Below are 16,343 nucleotides of genomic sequence, written 5' to 3'. Positions count from 1 at the left end.
TCCCGGCGGGAGGCACGCGGTTTTCCGGCGCCCGGGGTGCCGGGGGCGCGGCTGGCATTCGGGTGGCCCGGGCCGCATCAGGGCCGCCTCCGGGGCGCCGGACCGGCGGGCCCCGCCGGGCGGTGGCTAGCGTGGAGCCCATGACGCTCCAAAGCGACCTCGCGGACGCGGCCGACGCGGCCGGCCTGGAAGTCCGGATCAGGGGAGTGCTCCGGGACGCGGATCCCGACGCGGTCTGGGCGGCCGGAGGGCCGGACGGGCCGCACGCCGGATCCGCGGACGAGACCACGGTCCTCGACGTCGGCGGCCTGATGCCCGTACTCGCCCTGTGGCCCGTGATCGGCAGCCTCGTCGCCGAAGAGGCGCTGCGGCTGCACACGCCCCTGGCGGCGTACGGGGTGGAGGCCGACGCGGGGACCACCACGCACCACCTGCTGAGCCACTCCACCGGCCCCGCGGCCCACGCCGCCCTCACCCGACTCGCCGAGCACCTCACCGGCAGCCCGCTCGCCGAGCTCGCCGCCACCCGCGTCTGGCACCCCCTCGGCATGACCGGCACCGGCTTCGCCGACGGCGCCCTGCACGCACCCCCGGCCGACCTCGCCCGCTTCCTGAGCCACCTCCTCTCCCCGGCGGAGCACCCCCTGCCCCGAGCCTGGGTCGCCGAGTCCCTCCGCATCCGTACCGGCGAGCTGACCCCGGCCCGCGGCCTGCTGTGGCACCCGGCCCCGCACGGCACCTGGTCCTACGGCGAAACCCCGACGGTCTGGATCTCCCCCCGGCTCCACCGCTGGGCCCTCCTCCACCCCGCCCGCTCCCAGGGCTCCCTCCGCACGACCTTCCGCGAAGCGGCCTTCGCGCCCGTCCCCTGACGAGTGTCGTCGACGTGGCGTCGGGCGCCCGAAGGGTGAGCACACGGACTTCGACGACACGACCTGGCGGCCGGCCCCGAGCACCGGATCCGCCCCGGGCCGTACTCGGGGCGCGGGGCGAGCCGGGGGGACGTACGGTGAGGGCGATGTCACCGAACGTTGGTTTCCGGCCGCGCGCGGAGGTACCCGGATGCGCACGCTTCACGATGCCGCCCTGGACGTCGTGCCGGAGGACCTCGTCCCCGCGGCCCGACCCGAGGGAGGTGGTGCGGCCATGACCGGTCCCGGTACGACCCAGTCCGCCGTCTCACGGGGGCAGCGGGCGCGGGCCGGCGGAGCCGGGGCCGTCCGGTTCGCCGCCGGCCGCGCGCTCCCGCTCCTCGTCCGCGGCCGCGGCTCCGTCCGCGGCCGCGGCTCCGGCGGCGCCCGTCCGGCCTTCTCCGCCGACACGCTGCGCGCGCTGCGGGCCCGTCACGGCGGCGCCCCCGTACTCGTGCGCGGGATCTCCGGTGCGGTGCTCGTCCTGCTCGACCGGCAGGAACTGCGGCAGTTCTACGAAGCCGAACCCGTCGCGGCGCTCTCACCGGGCCCGGGCGAAGTCCGCTCCCGCACCGCCGTCCGCGCGGTCATCGCGGAAGAGGCCCGGCACCTCACGGCCGCCGCCACGCTCGACTTCGCCCGCGCCCGGCACGCCGTGGCCCGCGCCGCCCGCCGGATCGTGCTCGGCGACGGCGCGGCCGCGGGGGACGGGCACCCCACCGGCCTCCTCGGCCGCCTCCGCCACCGCGGCTCCGCCGACGGGCACACCCTGCTCGGCCACCCCGCCGCCTGCGCCGACCGCGAGGAACAGGCCCTGCGCGCCATGGACGGCATCCCCGCCACGATGCTGCGCACCCTGCTCCTGCTCGGCGCCCACCCCGCCGAACAGGACGCCGCGGCCGCCGAAGCCGCCGGGCGCACCGCCCCCGAGGAGCTGCCCCGGCTGTGCGCCTGCGTAAGGGAATGCCTGCGCCTCTACCCGGCGGTGCCCGACCTGATCCGCGTCACCCGTACGGAGACCGAGTGGCGGGGCGTACGCCATCCCGCCGGCACCACCGTCCTGCTGCCCGCCCACTTCCACCAGCGCGACGCGGAGCACGTGCCCGCCGCGCACGTCTTCGTACCGGGCCGCTGGAAGACCCCCGGTGCGGACGAGGACATCCGGATGGCCCCCTTCGGCCACGGCCCGGGCCGCTGCCCGGGCGACCGGCTCGGCCTGCTGATCACCACCGCGCTGTGCGCCGAGGTCCTGCGCCGCCGCCGGATCACGGCCATCAGGCCGGTGCTCGACCCGCCGGGGCCGCTGCCCGGGGCACTGGACCCGCGCGGCATCCGGCTCACCCTCACCCGCCGCTGACGCACGCACCCCGCCGCCGACGCACCCCGCCGCCGACGCACCCCGACGACCACGCCGAAGCCACCCTCCCCACCGACATCCCGCGAGGATTCCATGTCCGACGCCGCGACCTCCGCGCCCACCGACCCGGACGCCGAGCTGCTCGACGCCCTGTGCCGCGAGCTCGCCGAGGCCGCCGACGCCGTCGGCGAAGCCGCCCGGCACGCTTCCGAACTGGCCCTCGGCCCCCGGCTCCCGGCCGCCGCCCTGGGCCGCCGACACGCCCGCTCCCGGCTCGGCTGGCGCACCCTGCTGCGCACCCTCACCGACCCCGCGGGCCTGGGTTGGGCCCCGCGCGGCCGGGGTGTGGCGCGGGCCGGCTGGTTCGCCGGGATCCTCACCGGCCGCGAGAGCCTCGCCGTCAGCCTCGCCGTCTGCGGACTCAAGGCCCGGATCCGGGCGGCGAGCGCGGAGCGGCCCGACCTGCTGGACGACCCGGACTGCGCGGCCATCCTGCGGGCGGTGGACGAGGACCGGCAGGCCGCGGCCGTCCGGGTGTTCCGCCGGCTCATGCGGGACCGGGGAGCCGAGCGGGCGTTCGCCCTGCTGTCCCCGTCGTTCGCCGACCTGCTGGCCTGGAACGCCCTGACCGACGCGAACCCCTTCAACGACCACGCGGGCTGGCAGGTGGCCACCGGCCGGGCCGTGCCGGCGGAGCCGCTGCTCGGACTCGGCGCCGCCGTCCGGGCGTTCTTCGACCGGGACCGGGATCGAGACCGGGACCGGGACCGATGGCGGGGCCAAGGGCAGCGCCGCGCCCCGGTCGCCCCGCACCAAGGCTGCGTCCACACCATCGGACTCATCGGCACCGGCGGCATCCTGCTCGTCCAGCCGTGGCGCAGCCGGTGAACGCCGCCCCCCGGTTCCGGCCCGGCCCGCCGGAACCGGCCGACGGTCTGCGCGGCCACTCCGCCGTCCTGCGCGCCCACGCGCTGCGGCTGCACGCGGCGGCCGAGGCGCTGGACTGCTGCACGCGGCGGCCGAGGCGCTGGACTGGCAGGGCCCGCAGGCCGACGCGTTCCGCGCCGAGGTCGCCGCCCTGGCCGACCGCTGCGCCACCGCCGCGAACGGCCTCGCCGTGGCGGCCGCGCAGCTGGAGGACGGCCGCTGAGGCCGGGGCGCGCGCCGGTTCCCGGCGTGCCGGATCACCAGTTCCCGTAGTCCTCGACCAAATCGGCGATCAGCGCGTGCAGGGCGCCGACGCGGTGCCGGTCGTCGTCCTGGTCGCGCAGGGCCTCGTCCAATGCCCGCAGCCGGTCCAGGGCGGCCGGGACCCGGTCGCGCACCTCGTCGAGCAGCCGTGTGGTGACCAGGTCCATGCACGCGGTGAACAGGTGCCGGGTGGCCCGGGCCGGAGGGGCCGGGTCGGGATCGGCGAAGGCGACGGTCAGGTACCGCACGGGGTCGGTCAGGCTCCAGCCGGCGACGGTGCCGTGCTGGACCAGGAGCGCCACGTCGGGGGCGATGCCGATACGGGCCTCCAGCGGTTCGTCGAGAACGTCGAGGTCGCGCAGACAGGTCAGCACGGAGTCCCCGGGGCCGCGGCACAGGTCCGAGGTCACCTCCAGGCGGAAGTCCCGCGGCTCGTCGGCCCGGAGTCCGCCCGGGCGGACGAGGGGCGCGGCGGGAACGCGGGCCGAGTCCTCGGCATCGGCGAGCCAGGCGGGCACCCGGAACTCGGCTCCGACCAGCTGCAGGCCGGCCGGATCGAAGCGGAGTTCGTCGGGGGTGTCCCACACGTGGTCCTGGCTGCCGAAGGTGTCCAGCAGGAACCGCTCGCGCTCCTGCACGTCCGCGTACGTCGCGATGCACACGGTGAAGTCCCGGAAGACGAAGCGTGGCGCGATGCTCAGGGGTTCGCCCGTCACTGTCGCGGTCCAGTCGCCGTCGAGGGTGAGTCTCATGGGGAATGCCGCCTCATCGGATCTGTACGGCCGGAGCCATATAGCCTTGCTTGGCCGGAATCCTGCCCTCCACGACGTCTTCGTGGGTAATCGGATTGCCGCGGTCGGTGGGCAGGCCGCCCGTTGCCTTCGCCCCGGACTCGCCGAGGACGCCTGACGGACCGTACGCCGTGATGGCGTTGCCCGCTCCCGGCGGACCACCCGTCGTCACCACGATGTCCTCGCCCTGCCTGAAGATCAGGTTTCCGCTGTTCGCCGTCGAGTGGTACACCGCGTCGGGGTTCTTGAGGATCTCGAGGACCCGTTCGTCGGTGAAGCCGTGCCGGGTGTCACCGTGGTAGTTGCCGGCCTTCTTGATCTTCCCTTCCTGCGCCCTCTCGATGACCTCGTCCGTGGCCTTGAGGGCGTCCTCCCTGGCCTTGGCCGCCTTCTCCTCCTTCGTGTACTTGGGCATCAGGCCCAGCGGATCGCACCAGCCGTGCGGGTTGTCCACGTACGCGAGGGGGTTCGGGGCGGGGGCCAGGCCGAGGGGGTCCGGGGAGGTGTAGCGGCCGGATTCCGGGTCGTAGTGGCGGAAGAGGTTGTAGTGGAGGCCGGTCTCCGGGTCGAAGTACTGGCCGGGGAAACGGAGCGGGGTGTAGGCGGTGCTGTCACGGGCCCAGGCGGTGGTGCCCCAGAGCGTGGCCCGGGCCCGCCAGGCGATGTCACCGGACTCGTCGATGAGTTCGGTGGGGGTGCCGACGAGGTCCGTGGCGATGGCGAAGAAGCGGCGGTCGATCTCCTCCTGGTGCGTGTCGGGCGTGAGGATGCGCTCGGTCTGGGCCAGGGGGACGTCGAAGCGGTGGTCCCAGGTGACGGCGACCGTGTGCGGGAGGTCCGGCTGGTGGCTGGTCTGTTCGCACAGGGTCAGGCCGTCCCAGGTGAACCTGACCTCCTCCACCACGGTCTCGCCGTCGGCTGCCAGGCGCTGTTTGGCGGTGCGGCGGCCGAGCGGGTCGTAGCGGTAGGTCCACCGCGTTCCGTCGGGGGTGGTGACGCGGGTGAGGCGGTTCTCGGTGTCCCAGGCGTAGTGCCAGGTGTCGGGTTTGCGCGACAGCCGGGTCTTCTGGCGCAGGACGATCCGGCCGAGGGCGTCGTGCTCGAACCGGACGCCGCCGGCGCGGGTGAGGGAGGTTCCGCTGTAGGTGCGGGATCCGGTGGCCTCGCCGCCGGGGTGGCCGGACGGCCAGGAGGCCGAGGTCTGGTTGCCGGCGTCGTCGTAGGCATAGCGCTCCGTCCACCCCCGGGCGTGGACGGCGGTGACCCGGCCCGCCCGGTCGAGGTCGAAGGTGCGGGTGCCCGACAGCCGGTCCGCGACGGAGGTGAGGTGGCCGTCGGCCCGGTAGGTGTAGGCGCGGCTGTTGACCGCGTTCCCTCCGGCCGCGACGTGCTGCTCGGAAAGCCGTCCGGCTTCGTCCCACGCGGAGGTCATGGTGACCGTGTCGCCGAAGACGCGGGAGAGCTCCCTGCCGGCGGCGTCGTGGGTGAAGTCCACGCGGTGACGGCCGGTGGTCAGGCGGTTCGGCGCTCCGTCGACGCCGTAGGCGTAGGTGGTGACGTGGCCGGTGGGGGTGGTGCGGCGGGTGCGGCGGCCGAGGACGTCGTAGGCGTAGGTGAGGGGACGGCCGTCCACGAGCTCGGTCTTCACCTTGCCGCGGCGGTCGTACTGGTAGCGGAGTTCACCGTCGGGTCCGGCTGCCTCCAGCAGGCGTCCGGCCGTGTCGTAGGCGTAGGTGGTCACCCGGCCGTCGACGTCCTTGGAGACCGCCCGGCCGAGCAGGTCGCGTTCGAACGAGATGGTCCCGCCGAGCGCGTCGCTGCGGGCGGCGAGCCGGCCCGCGGCGTCCAGCCGGTAGGTGAGGGTACGCCCGTCGAAGTCGGTCTCGGAGACGATGTTGTCGGCGGCGTCGTAGGTGTACGTCCAGGTCAGCCCGTGTGGATTGGTGACGCGGGTGAGGCGCAGCGCGGAGTCGTGCTCGAATTCGTAGCGGGCGCCGTCGGGTCCGGTGCGGGAGACCGGAAGGTCGCAGTGGGTGTACTCGTAGCGGGTGACCCGGCCGGCGGCGTCGGTGCGGGAGAGCAGGTTGCCCTCGCCGTCGTACCTCCACGACTCGGTGGCTCCGTCGGGGCCGGTGCGGCGCGCGAGCCGCCCGTCGGCGTCCCACTCCAGGCGGGTGACGCCGCCCACGGGATCGGTGATGCGGACCGGCCTGCCGAGGGCGTCCCGTTCCGTACGGGTCACGGCTCCGGCGGGGTCGGTCACCTCCACGGGCAGCCCCGCCGCGTCGCACACCACTTCGGTCGTGGCCCCGGCGGCGTCGGTGAGCGACGTGAGGCGGCCTGCCTCGTCGTAGGTGTAGCGGGTGGTCGCACCGGCCGGATCGGTGACGGCCGTGCGGTTGCCGCGTTCGTCGAACTCGTGCAGCACGCGTGCGCCGTCCGGTCCGACGACTTCCACCGGCAGGCCGAACCGGCCGCGCACGGTGTGCAGTTCGCTGCCGTCGGGGCGGACCGCGCGGACGACCCGGCCCTCCTCGTCGTACGAGAAGAGCGTGGTGAGCCCCAGTGGGTCGGTGCGGGACAGCAGGTTGCCGTGCGCGTCGTGGGTGAAGCGGGTGGTGTGGCCGAGCGGGTCGGTGATCGCCAGGAGTTTGCAGCCGGGGCCGAACAGGTGGCGGGTCGCGTGACCGTCGGGGGTGGTCAGGGTGGTGGTGTGCCGGCCCGTCCGCGGGTCAGGCTCGGTGTACGCGAGGGTGATCTGGATGTGGCCGGCCTCGCCGCCCTCCGCCACGACGCGGTCGCGGTCGTCGTAGACGTAGTCGTAGCGGCTGCCGTTGGAGTCGATCCAGGCGATGACGCGTCGGCGGTCGTCGTAGACGTAGGAGGTGGTGGCGCCCGACGGCTTGGTGACCGCGGTGAGGTTGTCGTCCTCGTAGCCGTATTCCATCAGGGGCAGGTCCGCTCCGCCCCTGCCCGCGCCGGCCAGCGACAGGGCGGTGACCAGGCCGTCCGCGGTGGTGAAGTTCACCTGATGGCCGGCCGAGTGTGCCAGGGCCAGCGGCAGGCCGTCCTCCTCGCGGTCGACCGTGATGGTGTGGCCGTTGCGTTCGGTGATCGCGGACAGCCAGGCTTCGCCGTCGCCGCCCGGCTCACTGCCGGCCGGGGCGGTGAAGTGGAAGACCAGGCCGCCGTCGGGGTCGGTCACCGTGTAGTCGCCGTCGCCGTCGCGTGCCAGCAGGGTGCGGGCCCGGCCCCTGTCCGGCCGGGTGGGCACGCCGGGCGCCGGGTGCGGGTACGCGATCAGGAGGCCTTCGGCGGTGACGTGGATGACACCGGCCTCGTCGATCTCCAGTCGGTCGTCGACCGTGGACGTCCAGGCCGGCCCGAGGAAGCGCCCGACCGGGCAGCCGGATTCGGTACGGCGCGTGAAGACCAGCGGCAGGATACCGGGGAGTTCGACGTCGGTCTGGGGCAGGTACATCCGGCCCGTGGCGAGGTCCACCGGGTCGCCGCCGCCGTCGCGATCGCCGTCCGGTGTGTTGTGGGTGCCGTCCGGGGCCTCCTCCACCCGCTCGCGCACCTTGGGACCCTTGAGGTCGTCGAGGTGCCGGGCTGCGGAGCCGACCTTCTTCAGCGAGCCCAGGCCCTTGGAGCCGACGAGTTCGGGAATGAGCTTGCCGATGCCTTCGGAGGGGTCCTTCATGAACTCGTCGAGCATCTGCTTGCCCGCGCCCCAGGGGTCGTTGGCCATGGTGACCAGGCCCGCGGCCGTCGAGTTCAGGCTGGTGAGGTACTCGGCGGGGTGCGTCAGGTTGTACGGGTCCGTCGGGTTGAGCGCGCGGGCGAAGTTGACGATCCCGGCGGTGCCCTTGACGACGCCGCCGACCAGGTGGGTGGTGGCGAGGTCCAGATAGTCGAGGCCGTCGCCGAGCTGCTGGGTGTACGAGGGCTTGGGCGGGGCGGCGTCCCGGGCGGCCCTGACGGCGACGCGGAGGCTCTCGGCGACCTCGTTGCGCTGCTTGCGGGCGTTGTCGAGCTTGTCCTGCGCGGCGGTGGCCATCGCCTTGCCCGGGTCGGGGTAGTCCTTCCCCGGGCGGGGCGGCAGGTCCTCCTTCTTCGCCTCGTACGCGTCGTTGTACTCCTTGACGAGCTTGTTGTGGGCGGTGCGGGCGTCCTCGGAGGCCTTCTTCGCCTTGTTGTAGTCCTCCAGCGCCTCCTTGGCCTTGCCCTGCGCCCACTCGACGGTCTCGGCGAAGCGGCCCATGGCGTCCGCGGCCTTCTCGAAGGCGGACGCGGCCTTGAACCAGCGCGGAGGCTCCTTCGTGACGGAATCGCGGAACGCCCCGGCGGTTTCGCCCTTGAGCCCGTCCGGGCGGGTGAGGCTCTTGAGGCCGTTGCCGACGGATTCGAAGGCCTTCCTGAAGTCGTCCAGGTGGGCGACCTGCTCGCGGATCTTCGAAGGGCTTCCGTAGACCAGCTTCTTCGGGTCCTCGGTCTGGCCGAGTTCGAGTTCCTCGACGTCCGCGCCGAGCCGGTTGGCCGCCGAGCGGCTCTTCTCCCGGATCCAGTCACCCGCGTCATCGAGGCCGACCTCCTCCGCCAGGTCGGCCGTCTTGTCGCCGGCCCACTCGATGGCGTCGCCGACCCCCTCGGCTGCGTCCTCGGCGAGATCCTCGACGGAGTCGGGTATGTAGTCGCGCCAGCCCATCAGTTGTCGCCCCCGTTGCCCTGCGCCTGGTCCAGCAGGTCCTTCAACGAACCGATCTTGCCGGTGGAGGTCACCGTGTCCTTGGTGTCCGACCAGGTCTTCTTGATGTCCTGTGCGCCCTTCTCGAACGACTCGGCGCTGTAGTCCGGCTTGTAGACGTCCGCGCTGAAGATGTCGCCCCAGGACTTCTGCTCGATCTCGTCCTCACTGGCGTGCGGATTGCCGTACGCGGCGTTCGCGGCCACCTTGAACGCGCCCTGGATGTAGTGGTCCTCCTCCCACATCGTCCCCGCGGCGATGCCGAGGTTCGCGGCCAGGGTGGAGGCGTCCTGGATCAGGGCGCGCACGCCCCACTCCCAGCGCTCGCAGAAGTCCTCGAAGTCCGTGGCCAGCCCCGCGTGCCCGGTCTCCATCCCCGTCATCGACAGGTTCTCGAAGCCCGCGCCCTGGGAAGCCCCGGCCGCGTCGCCGGATTCCCGCAGCTCCGCTATCGCCGCTCGCAGACCGACCTGGATGGACGCCACCGCCGCCGGCGAGACCTCGAGGTTCCCGTCGCCCGCCATCAGGCCACCGTCCCTTCGGGGGCGATGTCGACGGCGCAGGCATCGGGAACGATCCCGGCCACCGGCGGGAACAGCATCGCCCCGTCCCGGTCGGCCACGTTCACCGCCACTCCGGCCGGCCCGTCGACCTGCGGAACGACCGCGTCGACCAACCGCGCGCCGAGGAGCGCCAGGTACGGCCACTCCCGGCCGTCCTCCCCGCGGGCCCCGGCGAACCGGAACAACGACTCCTCGTCGGTGAACGCGTAGAACCAGCGGATCCCGCCCGACAGGGCGGACATCAGACCACCGGCGGCGTCACCGGCACCCGTTCCCGCTCCGGTGGCGTCGGTGACCGGAACGAGGAGGGCCGTGCGGCGGAACGAGCCGACCAGCCGCCCCGGATCGCCCCGGCCCTCCCGGTAGTCGGATATCTCCTCGGTCAGCCCCATGGTGGTGCGCCCCCTCCGCGTGATCCAGGTACGAGGAGCGAAATAGTAACTTGATCGCCAAATGGTCCGAAGTGGCGAGGCGGCACGCGCGCGCGGCCCCGCGGCCATGGGCCCGCCCCCCGCCGCTCGTTCCCGTGGACGCGCCGTCGGAGCTCTTACAGGACCAGCGACAGCAGCAGGACCAAGCCCAGCCCGACGACCGAGATGATGGTCTCCATCACCGACCAGGTCTTGACCGTCTGACCGACCGTCATCCCGAAGTACTCCTTGACCAGCCAGAACCCGGCGTCGTTGACGTGGCTGAAGAACAGCGATCCCGACCCGATGGCCAGCACCAGCAGGGCCGTCTCCGTGGTGGACATGCCGGCGGCGAGCGGGGCCACCAGCCCCGCCGCCGAGATCGTGGCGACGGTGGCCGAGCCCGTCGCGAGCCGAATGGCCACGGCGATGAGCCAGCCGAGCAGGAGGGCGGGGACCGACCAGCTCTCCGACAGCTCCAGGATCATCCGGCCGACACCCGCGTCGATCAGGGTCTGCTTGAAGCCGCCGCCCGCGCCCACGATGAGCAGGATGCCCGCGATCGGGGCCAGCGACTTCTCCACCGTCGTCGAGATCCGCGCCTTCGTGAACCCGGCCGCCCGGCCGAGGGTGAACATGCCCACCAGCACAGCCGCGAGCAGTGCGATCAGCGGGGAGCCCACGACGTCCGTGATCCGCTGCAAGCCGTTCTTCGGCTCGTCGACAACGATGTCCACGAGCGCCTTCACCAGCATCAGCCCGACCGGAAGCAGCACGGTGAACACCGTCGCCCCGAACCGCGGACGGTGCTCCAGCTCCGCCGCGGGCCGCTGCGGGATCATGTCTTCGGGCGCCGGGATGTCCACCCAGCGGGCCGCGTACCGGGAGAACACCGGCCCGGCGATGATCACGGTCGGGATCGCCACCACCACGCCGAGCGCGAGGGTCACGCCGAGGTTGGCGTGCAGCGCGTCGATGGCGACCAGCGGGCCGGGGTGCGGCGGGATCAGCCCGTGCATCACGGACAGGCCGGCCAGCGCCGGGATGCCGATCCGCATCAGCGAGTAGTTGCCGCGCTTGGCCACCAGCAGCACCACCGGGATCAGCAGCACGATGCCGACCTCGAAGAAGAGCGGCAGCCCGATCACCGAGGCGATCAGCACCATGGCCCAGGCCATCGCCCGGCCCCTGGCCTTGGCGAGGATGGTGTCGACGATCTCGTCCGCGCCGCCCGAGTCCGCGAGCAGCCGGCCGAGGATCGCACCGAGGGCGATCAGTACGCCGACCCCCGCGACCGTGGCGCCGAGCCCGGCCGTGAAACTCGTGATGGTCTTGTCCAGCGGGGCGCCCGCGAACACCCCGAGGGCGAGCGAGCCGACCGTCAGCGCCAGGAAGGCGTGCAGCTTGAGGCGGGTGATGAGCAGGACGATGACGGCGATGCCCGCGAGGACGGCCACGCCCAGCTGGGCGTTCCCGGCCGAGGTGATCGGGGCGGGCGCGGCCGCTGCCAGTATCTCGACGCTGAGACCTGTCACGGTGTGGGTTCCTCAGTTCTCTCGGGAGGGAGCGGCGTCCGGGCGGATGCCGGGCAGCGCGGCCAGGGCCCGTTCGGTGATCTCCTCGGGTGATCCGGACACGTCGACGACGACGCCGAGTTCGTCCTGCTGGAGGGGCTCCAGCGTGGCGAACTGCGAGTCCAGCAGCGCGGTCGGCATGAAGTGGTCCGTACGTGCCGCCATGCGCCGCTCGATCAGGGAGCGTTCGCCGGTCAGGTGTACGAACACGGCGTCGGGCGCGAAGCCGCGCAGCCGGTCGCGGTACGCGCGCTTGAGCGCGGACGAGGCCACCACCGCGCCCTGCCCGGCGGGCCGGGCGCTGATCCAGGCGCCGATGGCGTCCAGCCAGGGCCGCCGGTCGGCGTCGTCGAGCGGAATGCCGGCGGACATCTTGGCGACATTGGCCGCCGGGTGGAACGCGTCGCCCTCCACGTACGGGAGGCCGAGCGCGTCCGCGAGCAACCTGCCCACGGTCGTCTTGCCCGTGCCGGCCACGCCCATCACCACCATCACGCGCTGGGTGCCGCTCACGTCGTACCTCGCTGTCTTCGTCGACATCGGTTCGTGCGCCCTCACTGAAACCCATTAAGTAGTACTTATTCAAGAGGCTGACGGAAAACATCACATCTTTGGTCGGCCGAGGGGTCACCGTACGCTTACGCCATGACCACCGAAGGCCAGGGACTCCACTCCCACGTGCTGGACACCCTCGGCCTCGCGATCACCGCGGGCGAGCACCCGCCCGGCAGCGTCCTGCGCACCGACGAGATCGCGGACCGCTTCGACGCCTCGCGCACGGTCGTCCGCGAGGTCGTCCGCGTCCTGGAGTCCATGCAGCTGGTCGAGTCCCGCCGCCGGGTCGGCGTCACGGTGCGGCCCGCCGAGGAGTGGAACGTCTACGACCCCCGCGTCATCCGCTGGCGCCTCGCCGGCGCCGACCGCCCCCGCCAGCTGCGCTCACTGACCGTGCTGCGCTCCGCGATCGAGCCGGTCGCGGCCGGCCTCGCCGCCGCCCGGGCCACCCCCGACCAGTGCGCCGCGCTCACCGAGGCCGCCCTGGGGATGGTCAGCACCTCGCGCGGCCACCAGCTCGACGCGTACCTGCGCCACGACATCGACTTCCACCGGATCGTGCTGAACGCCTCCGGCAACGAGATGTTCGCCCGGCTCGGCGACGTGGTCGCCGAGGTCCTGACCGGCCGTACGCAGCACGCGGTGATGTTCCCCGACCCCGACCCGGCCGCCGTCACCCTCCACGTCCAGGTCGCCGAGGCCGTACGGGAGGGCGACGCGGAGCGTGCCGAGTCCCTGACCCGGCAGATCGCGGTGGGCGCCCTCGAGGAACTCGACGTCCTCGCCCCGGCGCCCACCTCCCCGTGACGTACGTGCTTCTAGTACGGGCTCAAGACGCCGTCCCCACGGGCACGGTCTCGAAGCCCGCGTAGTAGGCGGCGGCCATGTCCTCCTCGGCGTGGCCTCCCGCCGCCGCTCGCCGCATGCGGGCTCCCGTGGCCCGGGCCAGGTCGACCGCGACCCCCGCGCCGTCCGCCGCCTCCGCGATCAGAGCGGTGTCCTTCTCGGCGCCGTACACCGTGAAGCTGGGCGCGAAGTCCCGTTCCAGGACGGCCTTCATCTTCGCCTGGAGATACGGGTTGTCCATCGGGCCGCCGGTCAGCGCCTGCGCGAACAGGCCCGGGTCCACACCCAGCCCCTCCGCCAGCGCGAGGGCCTCGCCGACCGCCGCCGTCAAGGTGATCGCGTAGCCGACCGTGGTCAGCTTCAGGCGGGTCGCGGCCCCCGCCTCGGCCCCGGCCCACAGCGTCTTGGCGCCCACCGCGTCGAACACCGGGTCCAGCCGCGGATCCGCCGGCCCGGAGGCCAGTACGACCAGCGTCCCGGCCTCGGCCGGCTGCCGGGTGCCCTGCACCGGGGCGTCCACGAACACCAGGCCGTGCTCCCGGGCGAAGCCGGCCAGTTCGTCGAGCGCGACCACGCCCACCGTGCTCATCTGCGCCCACACCTGCCCCGCGCGCAGCCCCGGCACGGCGGCGGCCATCGCATGGGCCACGGCCGCGCCGTCCGTCAGCATGGTCAGCACGACATCGGCCCCGGCGACCGCCTCGGCCGGGGTGTCCACGACCACCGCACCTTCCGCGGCCAGCGGTTCGGCCTTGTCCCGGGTCCGGTTCCACACCCGCAGCCCCAGCCCCGCCCGCAGCAGATTGCGGCCCATCCCCGAGCCCATGATCCCGGTGCCCAGCAGTGCGACAGTGTTCACGGTGTCACTTCCCTTCCGGATGCGTACAGTGCGACCAGTCTCGGCGCCGCACCCCGCCCGACGGGTCATCCCACGCCCGGCGCCCCGGACTCGACCCCGGCCGCCGCCGTGCGCGGGGTCGTCTGCTGGACCGCCCAGCCGTTGCCGTCCGGGTCGGAGAAGTAGACGAACGAGCCCCACGGCATGTCCTGGATCTCCGTCACCTCGATGCCCCGGCCGCGCAGGTCCTCGTACGCCTCCTCGATGTCGGTGACGACGACCTGCATGTTGTCCAGCGATCCCGGGGCCATCCGGGTGAGCCCCTTGCCCAGGGCGATCGAGCAGGCCGACCCCGGCGGGGTCAGCTGCACGAAGCGGATGTCCTCGCTCACGGTGACGTCGTGGTCGGCGCGGAAGCCGACCCGCTCGTAGAAGGCCTTGGCCCGGTCGACGTCGGTGACGGGGACGGCGACCAGTTCCAGCTTGATGTCCATCGGTGCTCCACGTGCTCCACGGTCGGTGCTCGGAGGCGGCCCGCCGCTCGCGGACCTCCCGGCATCATGCTCCCGCAGCCGGTACGGCGCCGCCCGGAGCGGCCCCCGCCGCCGTGTCCGCCGCCGCGAACTGGGTGCGGTACAGCTCCTCGTACCGTCCGCCCGCGGCCAGCAGCTCCGGGTGCGTACCGCGCTCCACGATCCGGCCCTCCTCGACGACCAGGATCAGGTCGGCCGCCTGGACGGTCGACAGCCGGTGCGCGATCACGACCGCGGTCCGGCCGGACAGGGCCTCGCCCAGGGCCTCCTGCACCGCCGCCTCCGAGGTGGAGTCCAGATGGGCCGTGGCCTCGTCCAGGATCACCACCCGCTGGCGGGCCAGCAGCAGCCGCGCGATGGTCAGCCGCTGCCGCTCGCCGCCCGAGAGGCGGTAGCCGCGTTCGCCGACCACCGTGTCCAGGCCGTCCGGCAGCGAGGCGACCAGCCCGTCGAGCCGTGAGCGGCGCAGGGCCTCCCAGATCTCCTCCTCGCCCGCATCCGGCCGGGCCAGCAGCAGGTTGGACCGCACCGACTCGTGGAACAGGTGTCCGTCCTGGGTGACCATGCCGAGCGTCTCCCGGATCGAGTCGGCCGTGAGGTCCCGTACGTCGACCCCGCCCAGGCGGACGGCGCCCGCGTCGGCGTCGTACAGCCGGGGCAGCAGCTGCGCGATGGTCGACTTGCCCGCGCCGGACGAGCCGACGAGGGCGACCATCTGCCCGGGCTCGGCGCGGAACGACACCTCGTGCAGGACCTGGGTACCGCCCCGGGAGTCGAGGACCGCGACCTCCTCCAAGGAGGCGAGCGAGACCTTGTCGGGGGAGGGGTAGCCGAAGGAGACCCGGTCGAACTCCACGGCCACCGGCCCCTCCGGCACGCGTCCGGCGTCCGGCTTCTGGGAGATCAGCGGCTTCAGGTCGAGGATCTCGAAGACCCGCTCGAAGCTCACCAGGGCGCTCATCACCTCGACGCGGGCGCCGGCGAGCGAGGTCAGCGGGGCGTACAGCCGCGTCAGCAGCAGGGCGAGGGCGACGACGTTCCCGGCGTCCAGGGTCCCGCGCAGGGCGTAGTACCCGCCGAGCCCGTAGACGAGGGCGAGCGCGAGGGCCGAGACCAGGGTGAGGGCGGTGATGAACGCGGACTGCGCCATCGCCGAACGGATCCCGATGTCCCGTACGCGCGCCGCCCGCGCCGCGAACTCGGCGGACTCGTCGGCAGGGCGCCCGAAGAGCTTGACGAGGGTGGCGCCGGGCGCGGAGAAACGCTCCGTCATCTGCGTGCCCATCGCCGCGTTCAGGGTCGACGCCTCCCGCTGCATTGCGGCCATCCGCACGCCCATGCGGCGGGCCGGCAGTACGAACACCGGCAGCAGGACGAGGGCCAGCAGGGTGATCTGCCAGGAGATGCTCAGCATCACGGCCAGCGTGAGCACCAGGGTCACCGTGTTGGCGACGACGCCGGACAGGGTGTTGCTGAACGCGCGCTGGGCGCCGATCACGTCGTTGTTGAGCCGGCTGACGAGCGCGCCGGTGCGGGTGCGGGTGAAGAAGGCGACCGGCATGCGCTGCACGTGGTCGAAGACGGCCGTGCGCAGGTCCAGGATCAGCCCCTCGCCGAGGGTGGCCGACAGTTTGCGGGTGAGCAGCCCGAGCCCCGCCTCCGCGACCGCGATCACCGCGATGAGCAGGGCGAGCCGGGTGACCGTCCCGCTGTCCCCGCCGTCCACGATGGCGGTGACCACCCGGCTGGCGAGGACCGGGGTGGCGACCGCGAGCAGCGCGGTCACCACGCTGAGCAGCAGGAAGAAGACGAGCCCGCGGCGATGCGGGCGGGCGAATGCGGCGACGCGGCGCAGGCTCGCCCGGGAGAGCGGGCGCCGTTCCTGCCGGGCGTTCATCGCGTTGTGCAGCGATGTCCAGGCGGTGACTTCCATGTTCATACGGGGAACGCTAAGACCTCAACCAAACTTGAGGTCAATGTATTGGCCGGATCCGTACCGAACCCCCGCTCGTGCGGGGGACGTTCCA

Annotated in this window: 13 protein-coding genes; 4 read left to right on the top strand and 9 right to left on the bottom strand. The window is 73.1% G+C overall.

The features are described from left to right. Positions 1–140: 140 nt before the first annotated feature. The 3 genes from K7B10_RS05405 (at position 141) to K7B10_RS05395 (ending at position 3,156) form a co-directional block, all read left to right on the top strand. A complete protein-coding gene (locus tag K7B10_RS05405) occupies positions 141–872 on the top strand; it encodes a serine hydrolase domain-containing protein (RefSeq protein WP_229334793.1) in 732 nt (243 codons plus the stop codon). A gap of 190 nt (positions 873–1,062) precedes the next feature. Further along, positions 1,063–2,268 (top strand): cytochrome P450, encoded by a 1,206-nt coding sequence (locus K7B10_RS05400; protein WP_229334792.1) that lies wholly within the window; start codon positions 1,063–1,065, stop codon positions 2,266–2,268. A 93-nt stretch (positions 2,269–2,361) separates the two neighbouring features. Then, a complete protein-coding gene (locus tag K7B10_RS05395; RefSeq protein WP_229334791.1) occupies positions 2,362–3,156 on the top strand; it encodes a serine/threonine-protein kinase in 795 nt (264 codons plus the stop codon). 296 nt (positions 3,157–3,452) lie between these two features. Here the strand turns inward: K7B10_RS05395 and K7B10_RS05390 are convergent, their stop codons facing one another. The 6 genes from K7B10_RS05390 to K7B10_RS05365 all read right to left on the bottom strand — a co-directional run bounded on the left by K7B10_RS05390 (position 3,453) and on the right by K7B10_RS05365 (position 12,084). Further along, positions 3,453–4,211: a hypothetical protein gene (locus K7B10_RS05390; protein ID WP_229334790.1), complete on the bottom strand. Its 759-nt coding sequence runs from the start codon at positions 4,209–4,211 to the stop codon at positions 3,453–3,455. A gap of 13 nt (positions 4,212–4,224) precedes the next feature. Continuing rightward, entirely contained in the window at positions 4,225–8,958 is a 4,734-nt protein-coding gene (locus K7B10_RS05385; protein WP_229334789.1) for a putative T7SS-secreted protein, read from the bottom strand. Beyond that, positions 8,958–9,521: a hypothetical protein gene (locus K7B10_RS05380; protein WP_229334788.1), complete on the bottom strand. Its 564-nt coding sequence runs from the start codon at positions 9,519–9,521 to the stop codon at positions 8,958–8,960. Before K7B10_RS05380 ends, K7B10_RS05385 begins: the two co-directional genes overlap by 1 nt. Then, positions 9,521–9,952, bottom strand: a complete 432-nt coding sequence (locus K7B10_RS05375) for an SseB family protein (RefSeq protein WP_229334787.1) — start codon at positions 9,950–9,952, stop codon at positions 9,521–9,523. The genes K7B10_RS05380 and K7B10_RS05375 overlap by 1 nt, the downstream gene beginning before the upstream one ends. 155 nt (positions 9,953–10,107) lie before the next feature. Then, on the bottom strand, positions 10,108–11,505 hold the full coding sequence (locus K7B10_RS05370; RefSeq protein WP_229334786.1) for a GntT/GntP/DsdX family permease: 1,398 nt from the start codon (positions 11,503–11,505) through the stop codon (positions 10,108–10,110). A 12-nt stretch (positions 11,506–11,517) separates the two neighbouring features. Next, positions 11,518–12,084, bottom strand: a complete 567-nt coding sequence (locus K7B10_RS05365; RefSeq protein ID WP_229334785.1) for a gluconokinase — start codon at positions 12,082–12,084, stop codon at positions 11,518–11,520. 105 nt (positions 12,085–12,189) lie between these two features. On the opposite strand from K7B10_RS05365, the gene K7B10_RS05360 reads away from it, so the two are divergent. After that, entirely contained in the window at positions 12,190–12,906 is a 717-nt protein-coding gene (locus K7B10_RS05360) for a FadR/GntR family transcriptional regulator (protein ID WP_229334784.1), read from the top strand. 22 nt (positions 12,907–12,928) lie between these two features. On the opposite strand, the gene K7B10_RS05355 is transcribed toward K7B10_RS05360, so the two are convergent. From K7B10_RS05355 to K7B10_RS05345, 3 genes are all read right to left on the bottom strand, one after another. After that, entirely contained in the window at positions 12,929–13,873 is a 945-nt protein-coding gene (locus tag K7B10_RS05355; RefSeq protein WP_267501335.1) for an NAD(P)-dependent oxidoreductase, read from the bottom strand. Continuing rightward, positions 13,870–14,277 (bottom strand): VOC family protein, encoded by a 408-nt coding sequence (locus K7B10_RS05350; protein WP_229334783.1) that lies wholly within the window; start codon positions 14,275–14,277, stop codon positions 13,870–13,872. The genes K7B10_RS05355 and K7B10_RS05350 overlap by 4 nt, the downstream gene beginning before the upstream one ends. Positions 14,278–14,341: 64 nt before the next feature. Beyond that, positions 14,342–16,255 carry an ABC transporter ATP-binding protein gene (locus tag K7B10_RS05345; RefSeq protein WP_229334782.1) on the bottom strand — a complete coding sequence of 638 codons (1,914 nt, stop codon included), beginning with the start codon at positions 16,253–16,255 and terminating at the stop codon, positions 14,342–14,344. Positions 16,256–16,343 lie beyond the last annotated feature (88 nt).

Source organism: Streptomyces flavotricini (genome assembly GCF_020639365.1).
In the GTDB taxonomy this organism is placed as follows: Bacteria; Actinomycetota; Actinomycetes; order Streptomycetales; family Streptomycetaceae; genus Streptomyces; species Streptomyces flavotricini.
Note: the sequence above shows the minus strand (reverse complement) of the source record. Positions and strands in the feature narration are given on the sequence as shown.

Excerpts from the sequence above, each read along its gene's own strand:
- K7B10_RS05405 (WP_229334793.1), top strand. The coding sequence starts at position 141 with ATGACGCTCCAAAGCGACCTCGCGGACGCGGCCGACGCGGCCGGCCTG.
- K7B10_RS05400 (WP_229334792.1), top strand. The coding sequence starts at position 1,063 with ATGCGCACGCTTCACGATGCCGCCCTGGACGTCGTGCCGGAGGACCTC.
- K7B10_RS05395 (WP_229334791.1), top strand. The coding sequence starts at position 2,362 with ATGTCCGACGCCGCGACCTCCGCGCCCACCGACCCGGACGCCGAGCTG.
- K7B10_RS05390 (WP_229334790.1), bottom strand. The coding sequence starts at position 4,211 with ATGAGACTCACCCTCGACGGCGACTGGACCGCGACAGTGACGGGCGAA.
- K7B10_RS05385 (WP_229334789.1), bottom strand. The coding sequence starts at position 8,958 with ATGGGCTGGCGCGACTACATACCCGACTCCGTCGAGGATCTCGCCGAG.
- K7B10_RS05380 (WP_229334788.1), bottom strand. The coding sequence starts at position 9,521 with ATGGCGGGCGACGGGAACCTCGAGGTCTCGCCGGCGGCGGTGGCGTCC.
- K7B10_RS05375 (WP_229334787.1), bottom strand. The coding sequence starts at position 9,952 with ATGGGGCTGACCGAGGAGATATCCGACTACCGGGAGGGCCGGGGCGAT.
- K7B10_RS05365 (WP_229334785.1), bottom strand. The coding sequence starts at position 12,084 with ATGTCGACGAAGACAGCGAGGTACGACGTGAGCGGCACCCAGCGCGTG.
- K7B10_RS05360 (WP_229334784.1), top strand. The coding sequence starts at position 12,190 with ATGACCACCGAAGGCCAGGGACTCCACTCCCACGTGCTGGACACCCTC.
- K7B10_RS05355 (WP_267501335.1), bottom strand. The coding sequence starts at position 13,873 with ATGACCCGTCGGGCGGGGTGCGGCGCCGAGACTGGTCGCACTGTACGC.
- K7B10_RS05350 (WP_229334783.1), bottom strand. The coding sequence starts at position 14,277 with ATGGACATCAAGCTGGAACTGGTCGCCGTCCCCGTCACCGACGTCGAC.
- K7B10_RS05345 (WP_229334782.1), bottom strand. The coding sequence starts at position 16,255 with ATGAACATGGAAGTCACCGCCTGGACATCGCTGCACAACGCGATGAAC.